This window comes from Flagellimonas marinaquae, assembly GCF_023716465.1.
In the GTDB taxonomy this organism is placed as follows: Bacteria; Bacteroidota; Bacteroidia; order Flavobacteriales; family Flavobacteriaceae; genus Flagellimonas; species Flagellimonas alginolytica.
In genome coordinates this window covers 2,604,857-2,622,162 of sequence record NZ_CP092415.1, presented here as the reverse complement: position 1 = coordinate 2,622,162, position 17,306 = coordinate 2,604,857, and the positions used below count along the sequence as shown (strand labels likewise).

At 40.8% G+C, this 17,306-nt stretch carries 21 protein-coding genes; 16 read left to right on the top strand and 5 right to left on the bottom strand.

Annotation, left to right across the window (positions count from 1 at the left end; translation table 11 throughout):
• The first annotated feature begins 11 nt into the window (after nucleotides 1-11).
• Both MJO53_RS11790 and MJO53_RS11785 read left to right on the top strand, forming a co-directional pair.
• Nucleotides 12-1,703 (top strand): M23 family metallopeptidase, encoded by a 1,692-nt coding sequence (locus MJO53_RS11790; RefSeq protein WP_252079211.1) that lies wholly within the window; start codon nucleotides 12-14, stop codon nucleotides 1,701-1,703.
• A 136-nt stretch (nucleotides 1,704-1,839) separates the two neighbouring features.
• A complete protein-coding gene (locus MJO53_RS11785) occupies nucleotides 1,840-2,487 on the top strand; it encodes a hypothetical protein (protein ID WP_252079210.1) in 648 nt (215 codons plus the stop codon).
• 9 nt (nucleotides 2,488-2,496) lie between these two features.
• Here MJO53_RS11785 and MJO53_RS11780 read toward each other — a convergent pair whose 3' ends face one another.
• Nucleotides 2,497-3,645 carry a cysteine desulfurase family protein gene (locus MJO53_RS11780; protein WP_252079209.1) on the bottom strand — a complete coding sequence of 383 codons (1,149 nt, stop codon included), beginning with the start codon at nucleotides 3,643-3,645 and terminating at the stop codon, nucleotides 2,497-2,499.
• A gap of 108 nt (nucleotides 3,646-3,753) precedes the next feature.
• Here MJO53_RS11780 and MJO53_RS11775 point away from each other — a divergent pair, with 108 nt between their 5' ends.
• Nucleotides 3,754-4,275, top strand: coding sequence for a hypothetical protein (locus tag MJO53_RS11775; protein ID WP_252079208.1), 522 nt, complete (start codon nucleotides 3,754-3,756; stop codon nucleotides 4,273-4,275).
• On the opposite strand, the gene MJO53_RS11770 is transcribed toward MJO53_RS11775, so the two are convergent.
• Entirely contained in the window at nucleotides 4,272-4,814 is a 543-nt protein-coding gene (locus tag MJO53_RS11770; protein ID WP_252079207.1) for a Smr/MutS family protein, read from the bottom strand. The genes MJO53_RS11775 and MJO53_RS11770 overlap by 4 nt on opposite strands.
• Nucleotides 4,815-4,894: 80 nt before the next feature.
• On the opposite strand from MJO53_RS11770, the gene MJO53_RS11765 reads away from it, so the two are divergent.
• The 3 genes from MJO53_RS11765 to MJO53_RS11755 are packed head-to-tail and all read left to right on the top strand — an operon-like array spanning nucleotide 4,895 to nucleotide 5,875.
• The gene (locus MJO53_RS11765; RefSeq protein WP_224835136.1) at nucleotides 4,895-5,215 is read left to right on the top strand and encodes a DUF2752 domain-containing protein; all 321 of its coding nucleotides are present in this window, start codon (nucleotides 4,895-4,897) and stop codon (nucleotides 5,213-5,215) included.
• 12 nt (nucleotides 5,216-5,227) lie between these two features.
• The gene (locus tag MJO53_RS11760; protein WP_224835137.1) at nucleotides 5,228-5,554 is read left to right on the top strand and encodes a CCC motif membrane protein; all 327 of its coding nucleotides are present in this window, start codon (nucleotides 5,228-5,230) and stop codon (nucleotides 5,552-5,554) included.
• A gap of 9 nt (nucleotides 5,555-5,563) precedes the next feature.
• Nucleotides 5,564-5,875, top strand: a complete 312-nt coding sequence (locus MJO53_RS11755) for a CCC motif membrane protein (protein WP_224835138.1) — start codon at nucleotides 5,564-5,566, stop codon at nucleotides 5,873-5,875.
• On the opposite strand, the gene recQ is transcribed toward MJO53_RS11755, so the two are convergent.
• The gene (gene recQ, locus MJO53_RS11750) at nucleotides 5,872-8,073 is read right to left on the bottom strand and encodes a DNA helicase RecQ (RefSeq protein ID WP_252079206.1); all 2,202 of its coding nucleotides are present in this window, start codon (nucleotides 8,071-8,073) and stop codon (nucleotides 5,872-5,874) included. The genes MJO53_RS11755 and recQ overlap by 4 nt on opposite strands.
• Nucleotides 8,074-8,257: 184 nt before the next feature.
• Between recQ and MJO53_RS11745 the strand changes: the two genes are divergently transcribed.
• From MJO53_RS11745 to lptB, 4 genes are read left to right on the top strand one after another with little or no spacing between them, the layout of a single operon-like run.
• Nucleotides 8,258-9,223, top strand: a complete 966-nt coding sequence (locus MJO53_RS11745; protein WP_252079205.1) for a KpsF/GutQ family sugar-phosphate isomerase — start codon at nucleotides 8,258-8,260, stop codon at nucleotides 9,221-9,223.
• Nucleotides 9,223-10,065, top strand: coding sequence for a twin-arginine translocase subunit TatC (tatC, locus tag MJO53_RS11740; RefSeq protein ID WP_252079204.1), 843 nt, complete (start codon nucleotides 9,223-9,225; stop codon nucleotides 10,063-10,065). Before MJO53_RS11745 ends, tatC begins: the two co-directional genes overlap by 1 nt.
• Entirely contained in the window at nucleotides 10,055-10,408 is a 354-nt protein-coding gene (locus MJO53_RS11735; RefSeq protein ID WP_252079203.1) for a carboxymuconolactone decarboxylase family protein, read from the top strand. The genes tatC and MJO53_RS11735 overlap by 11 nt, the downstream gene beginning before the upstream one ends.
• Nucleotides 10,409-10,465: 57 nt before the next feature.
• On the top strand, nucleotides 10,466-11,206 hold the full coding sequence (lptB, locus tag MJO53_RS11730) for an LPS export ABC transporter ATP-binding protein (RefSeq protein ID WP_127024769.1): 741 nt from the start codon (nucleotides 10,466-10,468) through the stop codon (nucleotides 11,204-11,206).
• Nucleotides 11,207-11,208: 2 nt separating this feature from the next.
• On the opposite strand, the gene MJO53_RS11725 is transcribed toward lptB, so the two are convergent.
• Together MJO53_RS11725 and MJO53_RS11720 are read right to left on the bottom strand one after the other, a co-directional pair.
• The gene (locus tag MJO53_RS11725) at nucleotides 11,209-11,679 is read right to left on the bottom strand and encodes a PH domain-containing protein (RefSeq protein WP_252079202.1); all 471 of its coding nucleotides are present in this window, start codon (nucleotides 11,677-11,679) and stop codon (nucleotides 11,209-11,211) included.
• Nucleotides 11,657-12,388, bottom strand: coding sequence for a CDP-alcohol phosphatidyltransferase family protein (locus MJO53_RS11720; RefSeq protein WP_252079201.1), 732 nt, complete (start codon nucleotides 12,386-12,388; stop codon nucleotides 11,657-11,659). Before MJO53_RS11720 ends, MJO53_RS11725 begins: the two co-directional genes overlap by 23 nt.
• A gap of 101 nt (nucleotides 12,389-12,489) precedes the next feature.
• On the opposite strand from MJO53_RS11720, the gene MJO53_RS11715 reads away from it, so the two are divergent.
• The 6 genes from MJO53_RS11715 (at nucleotide 12,490) to MJO53_RS11690 (ending at nucleotide 17,214) form a co-directional block, all read left to right on the top strand.
• Nucleotides 12,490-13,659 carry a DUF4105 domain-containing protein gene (locus tag MJO53_RS11715; protein ID WP_224835145.1) on the top strand — a complete coding sequence of 390 codons (1,170 nt, stop codon included), beginning with the start codon at nucleotides 12,490-12,492 and terminating at the stop codon, nucleotides 13,657-13,659.
• A 21-nt stretch (nucleotides 13,660-13,680) separates the two neighbouring features.
• Complete coding sequence (locus MJO53_RS11710) at nucleotides 13,681-15,552, top strand: ABC-F family ATP-binding cassette domain-containing protein (RefSeq protein ID WP_252079200.1); 1,872 nt, start codon at nucleotides 13,681-13,683, stop codon at nucleotides 15,550-15,552.
• Between the two features lie 62 nt (nucleotides 15,553-15,614).
• Nucleotides 15,615-16,055, top strand: coding sequence for a hypothetical protein (locus MJO53_RS11705; RefSeq protein WP_224835147.1), 441 nt, complete (start codon nucleotides 15,615-15,617; stop codon nucleotides 16,053-16,055).
• A 17-nt stretch (nucleotides 16,056-16,072) separates the two neighbouring features.
• Nucleotides 16,073-16,234, top strand: coding sequence for a hypothetical protein (locus MJO53_RS11700; RefSeq protein ID WP_224835148.1), 162 nt, complete (start codon nucleotides 16,073-16,075; stop codon nucleotides 16,232-16,234).
• 72 nt (nucleotides 16,235-16,306) lie between these two features.
• Complete coding sequence (locus MJO53_RS11695; RefSeq protein ID WP_224835149.1) at nucleotides 16,307-16,867, top strand: cob(I)yrinic acid a,c-diamide adenosyltransferase; 561 nt, start codon at nucleotides 16,307-16,309, stop codon at nucleotides 16,865-16,867.
• Nucleotides 16,868-16,989: 122 nt separating this feature from the next.
• Complete coding sequence (locus tag MJO53_RS11690) at nucleotides 16,990-17,214, top strand: DUF2795 domain-containing protein (RefSeq protein ID WP_013551418.1); 225 nt, start codon at nucleotides 16,990-16,992, stop codon at nucleotides 17,212-17,214.
• The last annotated feature ends 92 nt before the right edge of the window (nucleotides 17,215-17,306 follow it).

The window sequence follows — 17,306 nt, the reverse complement described above, 5'->3', positions numbered from 1 at the left end:
ACTGATCTTTTATGCGTAGAACACTATTTTTAGCCTTCTTTTTATTTGCAATTTATCTAGCTGCACAAGAAAAATATCCGCAAAACACATTTCGTTCCCCATTGGACATCCCCTTGGTACTTTCCGGCACCTTTGGTGAACTACGTTCCAACCATTTCCACTCCGGTATGGACCTTAAGACCCAACAAAGGGAAGGCCTCCCGGTTTACGCTATCGAAGATGGCACGGTAACCCGCATCAAAATCTCGCATTGGGGCTACGGTAAGGCACTGTACGTTGCGCATCCCAATGGACATATGTCTGTTTATGCCCACCTTCAAAAATTTGGGCCAGAAATAGAGAAGTACGTAAAAAAAGTGCAGTACCAAAAGCAGTCTTTCGAGGTTGAAATGTTCCCCGATTATGGAGAGTTAAAAGTAGCGAAAGGAGATATTATCGCATTTTCCGGTAACACGGGAGGGTCCGCAGGGCCCCATCTACATTTTGAGATTCGAAACAGTGTAAACGGAAAACCTACCAATCCCCTGCTCTATGGTTACGAAGTAAGGGATGCCACAGACCCGACTTTGCTGGGACTTTTTGCATACCCACTGGCCAAGGGTGCATTGGTAAATCAGAGTGCAGAAAAAATTCAATTGAATTATAAAAAACAAGCAGACGGGTCTTTTTTGGCCGATAAGGTAACGGCGGTCGGTACAATCGGGTTCGGCATCAATAGCTTTGACCGTTTGGATATGGCCGCCAATAAAAATGGCGTATATGCCGTAAAACAAACCGTAAACGGCAAGGTTTATTCTGAATTCGACTTTGACACTTTCTCGTTCGGCGAAACACGGTACATCAACACTTTAATCGATTACGCCCACTTTTATAACCACAGACAGCGCATTCAAAAGTGCTTTAAAGAGCCCTATAACCATTTAAGTATTTACAAGTCCCTTTATAATGATGGTAAAATTGAGATTATCGAAGGTCTGTCCTATACTGTGGAAATCCTTATTTCTGATCTGGCCGGTAACACTACCAAACTCATAATTCCCGTGGAAGGCAAAATGCAAGAGGAGAAAATTGCCAAGAAAAATGACCCTACAGATAATTTCTTGATAGCCAATAAGCCCAATAACTTTGATTTGGGCGCTGCAAAAGTATTTTTTCCCGCTAGCACGTTTTATGAAGATTTCTATATCGACCTTCAAAAAGGAACCGACACCATTACCATACACAACAACAGCGTTGCGGCACACCGAAATTTCACGATCAGTTTCGACCCATCAAAATATACCAAGGAAGAACGAAAACAAATGTTCATTGCCCATCTGGACAGCAAAAAGAGACCATCTTATTCAAAAACCTACAAGAGAGACGGTTCTTTCACCACCCGAACGCGGACTTTGGGCACATACACCCTTGTCAAGGACAGTATTCCTCCTACCATTAGACCAAAGAACTTCAAGGAAAAGCAATGGCTCAGCAACTACAATTACTTGAGTCTACTTATTTCCGATGACCTTAGTGGAATAGATAGTTATTCCGCCACATTGAACGGAAAATGGATTTTGATGGAATACGAACCAAAGACAAACACCATTACCTATAATTTTGAGGACAATATAACCAACGACACGGAATGCGACCTCATAGTTACGGTTACGGACAATGTGGGCAACTCCACTATATTTAGTACCAAGTTTTTCAGGAAATAGGCGTATTTTTGCATTCGAAAAATAATCAAGTACAATTATTTGTTGACCTTTTTCAAGCTCAAAGACCTAATCAACCAGAATTATTTTTTAAAGTATGCCAAACCTTTTACATAGGTGTTGAATTAAATATTGATCCATGAAAAAAATTGTCTTCGTAGTTATTCTTTTGATAACAGGCATTATGTCCGCCCAAAAGAACATTTATGAAAACATCAGGTTTGACCAACTTACCAGTAACCACGAGGTTTTGGCCATAATTCCATTTATTGCCCATTTGGAATTGGAGGAAACGGTAGATAGTGAAGACCTCAAGATTTTGGCAGAAAAAGAAGGGTACGCGGTACAAAATGCATTGGAGACCTATTTTTCCAAACGCAAAAAGCGCAAAAAATTCAATGTGGATTTTCAGAATATAAACAACACCAATGCCATATTGGCCCAAAACGATATCGATTACACCAACATTGATACCTACACCACCAAGGAATTGTGCGAAGTTTTGGATGTAGATGGCATTATCAGCGGCAACCTAAACCTGAACATTTTATTATCCGAAGGCGTACCTACGGATTTTAGCATTTTGGACTACTTTAGCGGAAATGCCAACTATGGCAGAATCGGTGTAAAAATAAGCGATGGCGAAACCGGCAAACTCCTTTGGAAGTACGAAAACGCCATTTCCAAAAAAACAGGTAAAAACACCACCGAACTCATCGATAAAATGATGAAGACCGCCTCCCGAAAATTTCCTTACGACAGAGAAAAACGCAAGAACCGTAATTAATTATCCTTTTTAACTGTTCGCAAACTCTTTGAGGACCTGAACGGTATAATCTATTTCTTCCCTGGTATTGTACATGGAAAAAGAAAAACGAAGACTGGGCTTCTCCTGTTCTTCCCACTCAAGAATTTCGTTGAGCACATGGGATCCTTGACTACTACCTGATTGACAGGCACTCCCCTTGGAACAAGCAATACCTTTCATATCCAAATGGAAAAGCAACATTAGACCTTTCTGTTTATCAAAAGGTAAGCGCACGTTGGCCAAGGTGTAGGTACTTTTCTCCAAATCTCCAGAAAGCCCATTGCACAACGCATCGGGAATTTCTTGTTTGAGCTTTTCCAAAAAGTATTGTTTAAGCGATTTAATAGCCTCTGTTTCTTCCTCTATGTTCTCGTATGCCCTAATAAAAGCCTCTTCCAACCCAACAATATTATGGAAAGGCTCGGTCCCTGCCCTAAAACCGCGTTCTTGGGAACCACCAAAAATCAATGGCTTTAATCCGGAATTTTTTCGGATAAAGGCAAACCCTATTCCTTTGGGCCCATGGAATTTGTGGGCAGCCGCCGTCATAAAATCAATATTTACATTTTGTACATCCCAAGGGTAATGCCCAATGGATTGCACCGTATCGGAATGAAAAAGAGCTTTATTTGCCTTACAAAGTTCGCCAACAGTGCCAATATCCAATATATTGCCTATTTCGTTGTTTACATGCATTAAGCTTACCAACTTTTTGGAATCGCTCTTGTTGAGCAGGCTCTCCAAATGATCCATTTTAGGGTTGCCATTTTCGTCCAGATCCACGTACCAGACATTGATACCGTACTCTTTTTCGAGCTCTTCTACTGTATGTAAGACGGCATGGTGCTCAATTTTAGATGTGATTATGGTCTCAACATCCAGATCCCTCACCGCACATCTCAAAATCATATTGTCCGCCTCTGTTCCTCCAGAGGTGAAAATAATTTCGGAGGGATGGGCATTCAACGTTTTTGCAATGGTCTTTCTGGCCTGTTCAACAGCTGTTTTGGCCGATCTCCCAAAACTGTGGGTGGAAGAAGGGTTTCCATAAAACTGTGCCAATGCCTCTTGCATTCGCTCGATCACTTCTTTTCTAACCTGCGTGGTAGCAGCATTATCCAGATAGACTTTTTGCATGGTTGATTTTACTTTAAACGGGTGTAAAAGTACACGAATTAAGTTAATTTCTTTTAAAGTAAGCTCGGGAATTGGGGTATTAAAATGGAATTGCATTAAATTTGGCGCATGAGAAAAATTTTCTTTCCCTTTCTTTGTTTTGGAGCTCTACTTTCTTGCAGTGATGGCGACCTTGAAATCGAGACCATTGATTTTGACAGTGTAACTTTGGATTACTGCTCCGACCCAACAACCGACGCCAAGAACATTCTTTTTAAGATAAATGAAAGTGAGTCCTTGATTTTGGAACTCCAAAGTGGAGTTTTGAACAATGGCGTTGCCGGGGAAACGGTTACCACCGAAAGTACTGTGCCCGGTCAATCCCAGATCACTTACCGAGTTTTTTCCGATGATGTGGACAGCGATTATTTCTGCAGCGATATTCCGCCCGCACAACCCACTGTTATTGATGAGGTCGAAGCAGAAGATGGCTCTGTGATCATTGAAACCATTGTTGATCCCGATGATGCATCATCATTTTTGCACACCATAAGTTTAAGTGGAATTTCTTTTGTGACCGACAGCGGGGAACGGATCACCAATATTGCGATAAGTGAATTTGGCGAGGTAACCACCAATGTTCCCGATTAAGCGTTCTGGTAAATGTAAACTTCGGTTGCGCCCAAACCATATTTTTGGTAATCGGCATCGTAAAATTTTAGGTTTTCGAACCTATTAAAAAGGTAATGCAGCTCTTCCTTGAGCACCCCCTCGCCCACACCATGTATAAAAACTACTTTTTGAATACGTTTTCGAATGGCAAAATCCAACTGACTCTTCGCGGTCTCCAACTGGATATTTAGCATATCGTAATTGCTCATGCCCTTGCTCGATTTTACCAATTGATGAATATGCAGGTCCACTTCCATTTTCGGTGCGCTTCGCTCTTTGGGCCTCAATACAGGTGAAGTTCTTTTTTTGGGCAGTTCTTTCTGTTTTTTGACTTGAGCAGCTTCAAAATTGGATACAGTAATGTCCCCCTCGATCTTTACAAGGTCGTGGGACATAAATCGCATGGGGAACCCATCATCCGTAAGTATGGCAACCTCATCACCTTCAACCTGTTGAACAATGCCCGCTATGGCTTCGTCCAAAACCTCCACCTTGTCTCCTTTTAAAAATTTGCCCATATTTAATTTCTGTGGTAAAAAATGATGTAAAAATTAAACCTGAATACAAAAATAATAGTATTTTTCGGCCACCACAGTCTATGATGTACCTAACACCAACCATATTCGCCATTGACCTGAAGGACTACATGTTACCTTGCCTTAATAAAAAGTTATTGGGCGTGGATTGTCCCGGTTGTGGTATGCAACGTGCCGTGGATCTGCTCCTACATGGTGATTTTATAGCTGCATTTTATATGTACCCGGCCATTTATCCCATTGTTGCGCTACTCGTTTTTTTACTGGCAAACATCTTTTTTAGTTTTAAACATGCACAGCAGGTAAAATGGTTTTTGTTGTTGTTTACAGCGGGTACCATCATAGTAAGTTACATCATAAAAATGAATAACCTTTTTAATTAAAATCTTTAGATTATGGAACAACAAAAACTTCCAAATGCAACGCTGATCATGGTATTCGGTATTATATCGATAGTTACCTGTTGCTGCTACGGGGTAATCGGTCTAATTTTTGGTGTTATTGGTTTAATATTGGCCAACAAAGCATTGAAACTTTATGCCGAAAACCCAGAAATGTACGATGGTGTACAATCCGTTAAAACCGGTAGAATACTCTCCATTATCGGTATTGTACTAAATGTGCTTTATCTCTTAATGTCCCTATGGGCCATATCTGCTTTTGGATGGGATGCCCTACAGGACCCGCAAAGAATGCAAGAAATTCTTGAACAATATCAATAAAATCAACATATGAACCAACAACCCTTACCCGGGGCAAGTACAGTGTTGACAATGGGGATACTCTCCATTGTCGGCACTTTGTTCTGCTGTGGCCCACTGGGAGCCATATTTAGTATTATTGGCCTTTCAAAAGCTAAATCCGCAAGTAATCTTTACCACCAAAATCCAGAAAGTTATACGGACTTCAGTAATGTAAAAACAGGAAAAATACTGTCATACATAGGGTTGGTGATCGCCTTGATCTATTTGGTGCTCACAATTCTTTACTTTGGATTTATTGTGGCCATGATCACAACAGGAGAATTTAGTGGCGAATTTTAATTCGCCACTTCACTTATAAATTTTAGACGGTACAAACGCAGCTCCTCGTCCTCGTAATCACCATCAAACTCATCTACGGCAGCCGAAATGGAATCGGTATCCGCATCAAGAAAGTAATCATGGATTTCTTCTTGTTGGTCTTCATCCAGAATTTCATCTATCCAGTAACCAATGTTCAACTTGGTACCACTGAACACGATCTGCTCCATTTCTTTGATAAGTTCGGGAAGCTCCAGCCCTTTTGCCGATGCAATATCGTCCAAGGGCAATTTTCTATCCACACTCTGAATTACGTACAGTTTTAAACCCGAATTGGCACCCGTGCTTTTCACTACAAGATCGTCCGGCCTGGTAATTTCGTTCTCATCCACATATTTGGAAATAAGGTCTACGAACGGTTTACCATATTTTTTTGCCTTGCCCTCGCCAACACCCTGAATATTTATTATTTCCTGCATGGTCACTGGGTACTTAAGGGACATATCTTCCAGTGAGGGGTCTTGAAAGACTACAAATGGAGGAACTTCTCTTTTTTGAGCTTCCCTTTTCCTTAGATCTTTGAGCAATTTCAACAAGTTTTCGTCTGCAACGGCTCCATTGGATTTTTCAGGAACGACTATATTTCCTGTATCATCCTTGGAATACACATGATCTTTGGTCATCATAAAAGATTCTGGATTGTCCAAAAACTTTTTGCCGTTTTCTGTTAAATGCAGGATTCCGTATTGCTCGATTTCCTTTTTTAAGAGACCTGCCACCAAAACTTGGCGCGTTAAAGCCATCCAAAATGTTTTGTCCTGTTCTTTTCCTATTCCAAAAAATTCTTTCTCATCGGTTTTATGGGAGGAGATCATCGCATTGGTTTTGCCCACCAGGATACGGACAATTTCTTTGGTCTTGAATTTCTCCTTGGTTTCCTTTACCACGTGCAATAATTTGGTTACTTCCGCTTTGGCCTCTTCTTTAGGTTTTGGGTTTCGGGAGTTATCGTCCATATCGGCGCCTTCACCGTTCACTTCGTCAAAATCCTCACCGAAATAGTGTAGTATAAATTTTCTACGGGACATAGAGGTTTCGGCATAAGCCACAATTTCTTGAAGCAGGGCATTACCGATCTCTTGTTCCGCCACAGGTTTACCGGACATGAATTTTTCCAGTTTTTCCACATCTTTATAGGCGTAATAGGCCAAACAGTGCCCTTCGCCCCCATCCCTACCTGCACGACCAGTTTCCTGATAATAACTTTCTATACTTTTTGGAATATCGTGATGGATCACAAATCGGACATCCGGCTTGTCGATTCCCATTCCAAAAGCAATCGTAGCAACAACCACATCCACTTCCTCCATTAAGAACATATCTTGATACTTGGAACGTGTCTTGGCATCGAAGCCTGCATGGTAGGGCACGGCACTTACCCCGTTTACCTGAAGCACTTGTGCCAATTCTTCTACACGTTTTCTGCTCAAACAATAAATTATACCAGATTTACCCTGATTTTGTTTAACAAAACGGATAATATCGGCATCCACATTCTTGGTTTTGGGACGTACTTCGTAAAATAGATTGGGCCTATTGAACGATGCTTTGAATACCTTGGCATCCGTCATGCCCAAATTTTTAATAATATCCTCTTGCACCTTTGGTGTTGCCGTAGCGGTTAGGCCGATTATGGGAATATTATCTCCCAATCGATTTATAATTCCTCTTAAATTTCGGTATTCGGGCCTAAAGTCGTGGCCCCACTCGGATATACAATGAGCCTCATCCACCGCCACAAAAGAAAGTTTGACCTTTCTTAAAAACTCCACATTTTCTTCCTTGGTCAGTGATTCCGGAGCCACATAGAGCAATTTGGTAACCCCATTTACTATGTCCTGCTTTACTTGTTTTACCTCGGTCTTGGTCAGGGAAGAATTTAACACATGGGCTATTCCATGTTGTTCGGATATTCCGCGAATGGCATCGACCTGGTTTTTCATAAGGGCGATCAATGGGGAAACCACAATGGCGGTCCCCTCTTTCATTAATGCCGGCAATTGGTAACAGAGGGATTTGCCTCCTCCCGTGGGCATAATCACAAAAGTATCGTTATCACTTAGAATGTTTTGGATCACACCTTCTTGTAATCCTTTAAACTTTGAGAAACCAAAATATTTTTTGAGCGAGGAATGCAAATCAGTGTTCGTTAGGCTCATTTCCGCATTTTTCAATTTATTACAAACAACCTAAAAGGTAGTTGAAGCTTTTATTAAACAATACCAATACAGTTAAATCCAATATCATTTTCGAAATAGTCTGTATAAGATAGTTTGATTAGTTTTGTAAACTTAAATATAACACATTCTTTTAGGAATACAATCAGTTAATCCGTTAATTACTTTGAACGACAAAAAGTCAATTTTATCCATAGCAAAGCGGACCCTTGAAATAGAGAGCAAGGCCATTGCAAATTTAATAGGTCTGTTGGACGACCATTTTGAACAAGCGGTTCAGCATATACTTGAATCCGATGGAAGAGTCGTAGTTTCCGGCATTGGTAAAAGCGCCATAATTGCATCAAAAATTGTAGCAACCTTAAATTCTACTGGCACACCTGCAATTTTTATGCATGCCGCCGATGCCATACACGGGGATTTGGGCACTATTCAACAAAATGATGTGGTCATATGCCTTTCTCAGAGCGGGAACACACCAGAAATTAAAGCCTTATTGCCCCTAATTAAGGCGGGCAACCACAAATTGATAGGAATTACAGGAAACATGGATTCCGTTTTAGCCAAACAAGCAGATTTTGTGCTCAACACCTACGTGGAGAAAGAGGCATGCCCCAATAATTTAGCACCCACAACCAGTACTTCGGCCCAAATGGCGGTCGGTGACGCACTGGCCATTTGTTTATTGGAGCTTAAAGGATTCAGCAGCACCGATTTTGCCAAGTACCATCCTGGTGGGGCTTTGGGCAAAAAATTATATTTACGGGTGGCCGATATTGTGCTCAACAATCAAAAACCGCAAGTGGACGTAAATACCAAAGTAAAGGATGTAATCGTCGAAATCTCCGAAAAAATGTTGGGTGTTACCGCCGTTATGGACAAGGACAAAGTGGTAGGAATCGTTACCGATGGCGATGTTAGGAGGATGTTGAGCAAATACGACAATATAAGCGGACTTACCGCAAGGGACATCATGACCTCCAATCCCAAAACAATAGATGTGGATACTTTGGCCGTTAAGGCCCTTAAAATGTTACAAGAACAGAGCATATCGCAACTATTGGCCTTTGACGGTGATTCGTATGCCGGCGTAGTCCATATCCATAACCTTATAAACGAGGGAATCCTATAATGTCTAAAAAAGAGAGAAAAAACCCAGACGAAATGTCCTTTTTGGACCATTTGGAAGAATTGCGCTGGCACTTGGTCCGATCCACATTGGCCGTGGTCATAATTGCGTGTGTCGCCTTTGTTTTTAGAGGCTTTATTTTTGATACTATCTTGTTCGGCCCAAAGAACATGGACTTCCCAACCTATCAATTTTTCTGTAATATAGGAAAGTTGTTCGGGGTAGATTCGGAATTTTGTGGCGACGAAATCCCGTTCACCATTCAAAGTAGATTGATGGCCGGTCAATTCTCCGCACACATCTGGACCTCTATCTGGGCGGGCGTAATTCTCGGATTTCCATATATTTTGTGGGAGTTGTGGAAATTTATCAGCCCCGGACTCTACGAAAACGAAAGAAAACATTCAAAAGGGTTCATTATAACGGCTTCGGGATTGTTTTTCCTTGGTGTATTGTTCGGATACTACATTGTTGCCCCGCTTTCCATCAACTTTTTGGGGTCGTACCAGGTCAGTAAGGAAGTATTGAACGAAATCGACCTGGCTTCTTACATTGGAACGGTCAGGGCCTCCGTAATCGCTTGCGGGATCATGTTTGAGTTGCCCATTGTAATATTTTTCTTGACCAAAGTTGGACTGGTAACCCCCGAAATCCTCAAAAAGTATAGAAAAATAGCTTTGGTGATCATTCTGATTTTATCGGCGATCATTACCCCTCCCGATGTAACCAGCCAAATCATTGTATGTATTCCTGTATTGATTTTGTACCAGGTAAGCATATTTATATCAAAAATGGTAGTAAAAAGCGAAGCTAGAAAAGTAAAAGCTACAAAAAATGGCAAATAATAAAGTAGAAGAGTTCAATGCATATCGCGCCAATATGAACGATAAGCTGCTCGCAGAGAACAACAAGCTCATAAAGCGTATCTTCAACCTGGACACCAACGCCTATATGGAAGGCGCACTGGATGTAAAGACCAAAGAATTGCTGGGTCTGGTCGCCTCGGCCGTGCTGCGATGTGACGATTGTGTGAAATACCACCTCGAAAGCTCCAAAAATGCAGGGGCCAATAAAGAAGAAGTTATGGAAACCTTGGGCATAGCCACTTTGGTAGGCGGAACCATAGTGATTCCGCATTTACGACGAGCGTATGAGTTTTGGGAAGATTTGGAGGAGAGCGAAGCTTAAAAAAATCCAAAAGACCATTCACTAAAAAAAGAATATGTTTAGTTTTGGCAAATTCCTATGAAGCTACGCGCAGAAAATATTATGAAGGCCTATCGAGGCCGAAAAGTTGTCAAAGGCATATCGCTCGAGGTCAATCAGGGTGAAATTGTTGGACTATTGGGGCCCAATGGGGCAGGTAAGACCACATCGTTCTACATGATCGTGGGACTTATTAAACCGAATGGCGGAAACATCTACCTGGACAGTACGGATATCACTAGCTTCCCCATGTACAAAAGGGCACAGCATGGAATTGGCTATTTAGCCCAAGAAGCATCGGTCTTCCGAAAACTCAGCATAGAAAAAAATATATTGAGTGTGTTGCAGCTTACCAAATTGAGCAAAAAAGAACAACACATGAAGATGGAGTCCCTGATCGATGAATTTGGTCTGGGGCATATACGTAAAAACCGTGGGGATTTGCTGTCCGGGGGCGAACGTCGCCGTACCGAGATAGCCCGCGCACTGGCCACAGACCCTAAATTTATTTTATTGGACGAGCCCTTTGCCGGGGTTGACCCTGTTGCGGTAGAGGACATTCAGCGCATCGTGGCCCAATTAAAAAACAAGAACATTGGCATCCTGATCACCGACCATAATGTGCAGGAAACTTTGGCCATTACCGAACGCTCGTACTTAATGTTCGAAGGCGGCATTCTAAAGGCCGGAGTTCCCGAGGAACTTGCCGTTGACGAAATGGTCCGGAAAGTGTATCTGGGGCAAAACTTTGAACTTCGAAAAAAGAAGCTCGACTTTTAAGCTTATTTTTTATTTCTCTTTTTAAGCTCCACTTGAATGGTTGGAGAGAGGCGTGTTAAATGCTTAATAAATCGCATTTTATCCTTAGGTGAGATTACCATACTGCTGTATTTACCGTAGTATACTTCCAACCGGCTCAAAGATGCCGCAGGGGCACTGATCGGATTGTTCGATTCCACTATTCGTGTTATGTCCTTGATCGGTATATTCTTTTTGACCACAAATAAAGAGGTCACCGTTAATATTTCATCCGAAACTGTATAGGAAATGGAGAAAAAAAGAAGTACAAAGACCAGCATAATGGCAAACTGAATTATCACACCGATCAGACTACTCTCCCCAAAAGAACCAACTATCCCGATACCAAAAATCAATAGAACAGGTATCAATAACTCTAGCCCCACTTTGGATGGACACACCACAGCTTCCGTGGAACCATCAAATACGTCCTTATGTTGTTTTTCCTCCTCCATCGATGAGAGACATCAAAATATAAATAAAGATAATCAAGGGTATTGCCAAAAAACGTAGGGTCAACAATAACACCAAACTCCCGATCAAGAACAAATATCGAATACCATTATCCTTAAAGCTTCCGTTCTTAAATTTTAGGGCAAACAATTTAATGGGAGAATTCAATAAATAGGTGCTGATCACTGTAATGATCACTAAAAACCATGGATTTAAGATAATGTTGTTCAAGGTTTCGTTATCATGATACATAAGAATCATGGGCAGCGAAAGAATCAACAAGGCATTTGCTGGAGTAGGGAGACCAACAAAGGAAGAGACTTGGTTCTCGTCCACATTAAATTTGGCCAACCGGTACGCAGATGCCAATGTAATGGCAAAACCAACAAATGGCAATAAGGTCAGTTCGGCATCATGGCCAATAAACCCAAGGTTCCAGCCACCCCTTTCCGCCATACTCAATAGTTGAAACATAACCACCCCGGGCACAAGACCACTGGTAATTACATCGGCCAAAGAATCCAACTGAATACCAATATCACTCTGCACATTTAATGCTCGGGCGGCCAAGCCATCAAAAAAATCGAAGAAAATCCCGATAAATACAAAAAGTGCGGCCCACTCCAAGTGATTTAAAACGGCAAAGACGGTGGCTATGCATCCGCTCAAAACGTTGAGGAGTGTCAAAAAGTTGGGAATATAGGACTTCATGAAATTGGATTTGCGTAAAAATAGTGGAAAAAATAAACTGTTGGCAACGTATGGTGGACCGAGTCGTTTTTATTTAGATATTTGCGCTGATAACGATCAGAATGAAAAAGATATTTCTTCTTTTATCTTTATTTCTCATTACAGGGAATTTTGTTTTCTCCCAAGCACCACAGCTATCGGAAAATTCCAAAGTAAGTCTTTTAACATGTGCAGGGGGCGATGTACTATATTATGCATTTGGACATAGCGCATTTCGGGTACAGGATTCGGTTTTAGGGATTGATGTTGTCTACAACTACGGTACTTTTGACTTTAACCAACCCAATTTTTATTTAAATTTTACCAAGGGAAGGATGATCTATTCCCTTTCCCGAAGAAGTTTTGAGTCGTTTTTGTTTGAATATGAGTTGGAAAAAAGATGGGTAAAAGAGCAAGTTCTAGATTTAAACCTTGAACAACGCAACCAACTCCTTGCATTTTTTGAAGAAAACTATCTCCCCGAAAACCGAGATTACCTGTACGACCCTCTATTGAACAACTGCTCCAGTATTACCGGAGATATTTTAAAAGAACAATTTGGAGATGCTGTGGTATTCGATGGATCATATCTGGAGAAACGATATACTTTTCGGCAATTGGTAAGGCAATTCTTAAATGTAAATACCTGGTCCATGTTCGGCATAGACCTGGCCTTTGGATCCCCTGTGGACAGACAGGCAACCGTACAGGAACATATGTTCTTGCCCTACTATGCCATGGAACAACTACGACATACTACCCTGAACGGGAAACCCCTGGTCAAGAGGGAGCGCACCATTTTGGATTATAACGAACACTCGCAAAGTGGTTTTTTTCCGCTCTCTCCTTTGTTCTGGTTTATGTTGCTCTTGGCGTTTACGGCCATCATCACCTATTTCGACAACAAACATAAGACACGAAGCCGCTGGTTGGACTTTACCCTGTTGTTCATTTCCGGATTGGCCGGCACCTTCCTTTTCTTGTTATGGGTAGCGGCAGATCACACCTCCACACCTTATAATTACAACATACTATGGGCTTTCCCGATAAATTTAGGAGTTGCGTTTGTATTCGTTTTTCAGGATAACATTCCAAAATGGGGCACAAAATATCTATGGTTTGCCCTAAGTTTGATAGTCCTAGTTCTTTTATTATGGATTATCAAAGTTCAGATTTTTTCACCTGTACTTATTCCTTTACTTTTGACCCTGGTCATCCGATACTTGTATATGATCAAGTATTCCAAATTGTAGATTGGCACTCAAAAAACATCCATGAACTTATTAACGGTCGAAAACATATCAAAATCCTATGGAGAACTGGTGCTCTTCTCGGATATTTCCTTTGGAATCAATAAAGACCAAAAGATTGCATTGATTGCCAAAAATGGAAGTGGAAAAACCTCTATTCTCAATATTATGTCGGGAAAGGATACCTCCGAAACCGGTCAGGTGACCACCCGCAAAGGCATTAAAGTCTCTTTTTTGGAACAAGAGCCGGACCTAAATCCCAACTTAACCATTGAACAGACCATATTTACTACGGATAACGAAATCCTAAAAGTAATTGCCGCATACGAAAAAGCGGTGGAAAACCCCGATAACGCAGACCAATACCAAAAGGCCTTCGAAGCAATGGAACGCCTTAATGCCTGGGATTTTGAAACCCAGTACAAGCAAATACTTTTCCAATTACAACTTTCCAACCTCGACGCTAAAGTAAGCACACTTTCGGGCGGACAAAAGAAGCGTTTGGCCCTGGCCAATGCCTTGCTCAACAAACCCGATTTGTTGATTTTGGACGAGCCGACCAACCACTTGGACCTAGAAATGATCGAATGGTTGGAGGCTTATTTTGCAAAAGAGAGCATTACGCTGTTTATGGTGACCCATGATCGATACTTTTTGGACAGGGTTTGTAACGAGATCATTGAATTGGACAATAACCAGCTTTACACCTATAAAGGCAACTATTCATATTACCTTACCGAAAAAGAATCTCGATTGGAGCGCGAAGCAGTAGAGCAACAAAAGACCAAAATGCTCTACAAAAAAGAGCTGGATTGGATGCGAAGGCAACCCAAGGCCCGTACCACAAAATCCAAATCCCGTATCGATGATTTTGCAGAGATCAAAAAACGTGCACATCAACGCCGAACAGAGCACGAAGTCCAATTAGAGCTAAATATGGAGCGCTTGGGCAGTAAAATTTTGGAGCTTCATAACATTTCCAAATCATACGGAGATAAAAAAATACTGGACAAGTTCGACTATAACTTCACCAAAGGTGAACGGGTGGGCATTATTGGCAAGAACGGAACTGGAAAATCTACTTTTTTGAACATCATTACCCAAAACGAGGATGTAGATAACGGAAAGGTTGTGGTCGGGGACACTTTAAGATTTGGTTATTACACCCAAAAAGGAATTCCAGATAAGGATGGCCAAAAGGTTATTGACGTAATTCGAGAGTTTGGGGATTACATTCCTTTAAAAAAAGGACGACAGATTTCCGCACAACAATTATTGGAACGCTTTCTATTTGATCGTAAAAAACAATACGATTTTGTCGAAAAATTGAGCGGTGGTGAACGCAAACGATTGTATTTATGTACTGTCCTGATTCAAAATCCTAATTTTCTTATTCTGGATGAGCCCACCAACGATCTAGATATTGTTACACTTAATGTTCTGGAAAGTTTTTTGTTGGATTTTCCCGGCTGTTTGATCGTGGTTTCGCACGACCGTTATTTTATGGATAAAATCGTAGATCACCTCTTTGTTTTTAGAGGAGAAGGAGTTATTGAAGATTTCCCCGGAAACTATTCGGACTACCGAATCTACGAAAACAGCAAGGTAATCGAGGAACGGGAGAACAAAACAAACTCGATAGAAAAAACAGAAAATAATTGGAGAGACACCAGTGGGGGAAAACTTTCCTATTCGGAACAAAAGGAATACAAACAATTGGAGAAGGACATTCAAAAATTGGAAGAGAAAAAGGTTGAGTTCCAGAACAAGTTCACCGACCCCGATTTGGATGGAGGCGAAATAGCCGATCTTTCCAAAGAGCTCAAAGAAATAACCGATACCATTGAGCAAAAAACAGAACGTTGGTTCGAACTTTCTTCCATTTTAGAAGGGTAAAGATGTGGTTTCGAGTTGTTTCATACCTAAAATTCTTAGTTAAATCCACAAATGAGCATGGCGTGCACTCCCCTTTTGTGTACAATTATGTGACCAAATGTCTTTATTCCAAAAAAAGACTCGACCGGAACAGGAGTATCAATATTTTGCTCAAGACCATAGCTTATTTCAAATTTGAAAGCATCTCAATACCGGACAAACCTGAAATCCAAGATTTGGTAAGACAACATTTTGGTGAAACTCAATTCGATAAAAAGATAATCCATCTTCTTTTTGTGGACGGATTGGATACTGCCTCCTTTAAAAAAATGTTTTCCGAAGAAACTTTGCGGAACAACAGTATTATTTTAATCGATTCCATTTATAAATGTAAAGAAAGTTTGAACCTATGGCACCGATTGATTGCCCAGCCCGAAATTACCGTGAGCATAGACATGTACCATTGTGGTCTTATATCCATACGCAGGGAACAGGTAAAGGAACATTTTACGATTCGAATTTAAAGCGGTAATTTTAGGTTATGGAAAATATTGCGACAGATAACACCATTTGGTACGTACTTGCTGTCTTGGGACTTATTTATCTGGTTGTTTTGTACAGAAACAAAAAAGCTACAAAACGAAGAAAGTCCCGAAAATTTATGGAGGGTAAACGCCAACACGACAAGAACAACAAACAATAATCAATTGACCATTATTAATAGCCAGAGATATAGGTAAACATCCCTGACTACTGACTACTGACTACAGAAAAAATGAAGATCTACACCAAAACTGGAGATAAGGGAAAAACATCTTTATTTACCGGCACACGGGTACCCAAACACCACGTAAGAATAGAGAGTTATGGTACCATAGACGAACTCAACTCCTATTTGGGACTATTGCGCGATCAAGAAATGGATGTGCGCTCAAAACAAACATTGACCCAGATCCAAGAGAAATTATTTACCGTGGGTTCTATTTTGGCCACAGAGCCAAACAAGGACAATAGGTTAAAAATTCCGCGCATAAGTACCGGGGATATAGAATTTTTGGAGAAAGAAATGGACAAAATGAACGAAGCTCTTCCAGAAATGACACATTTTATACTTCCGGGAGGGCATACAACAGTGTCATACTGTCATATTGCGAGAACCGTTTGCCGCCGGGGGGAAAGATTGATTTCTTACTTACATGAAAATGAACCCGTACCGGACAACTTACTATCATATATTAACCGATTATCCGATTATTTGTTCGTATTGGCACGCAAATTGTCGAAGGATTTAAACGCGAAGGAAATAAAATGGATTCCCGAGAAATTGGACCAATAAATTCGCTTTTTTACCCTAATTGTTTTGTTAACCACAAAATAATTTTTAAATAATTGTGTTTTTACTTGACAAATTGGGTTTAAAAATTATTTTTGCAAAAAATTATAAATCAAACCGTTACTATGTACTGGACGTTAGAACTAGCTTCATATTTAAGTGATGCGCCTTGGCCAGCAACCAAAGACGAACTGATAGATTACGCGATTCGAACTGGAGCTCCCCTGGAAGTTGTAGAGAATTTACAATCTATGGAAGAAGAAGGAGGAGAAATATATGAGTCAATTGAGGAAATCTGGCCCGATTATCCCACCGAGGAAGATTACCTCTGGAACGAGGACGAATATTAAATCCTAAAAACACAAACCACATTAAAAAAGTCTCTATTGAGGCTTTTTTTTATGTAATTTTGACAGCCTAGCGAAAGAATTCCATCGTAATC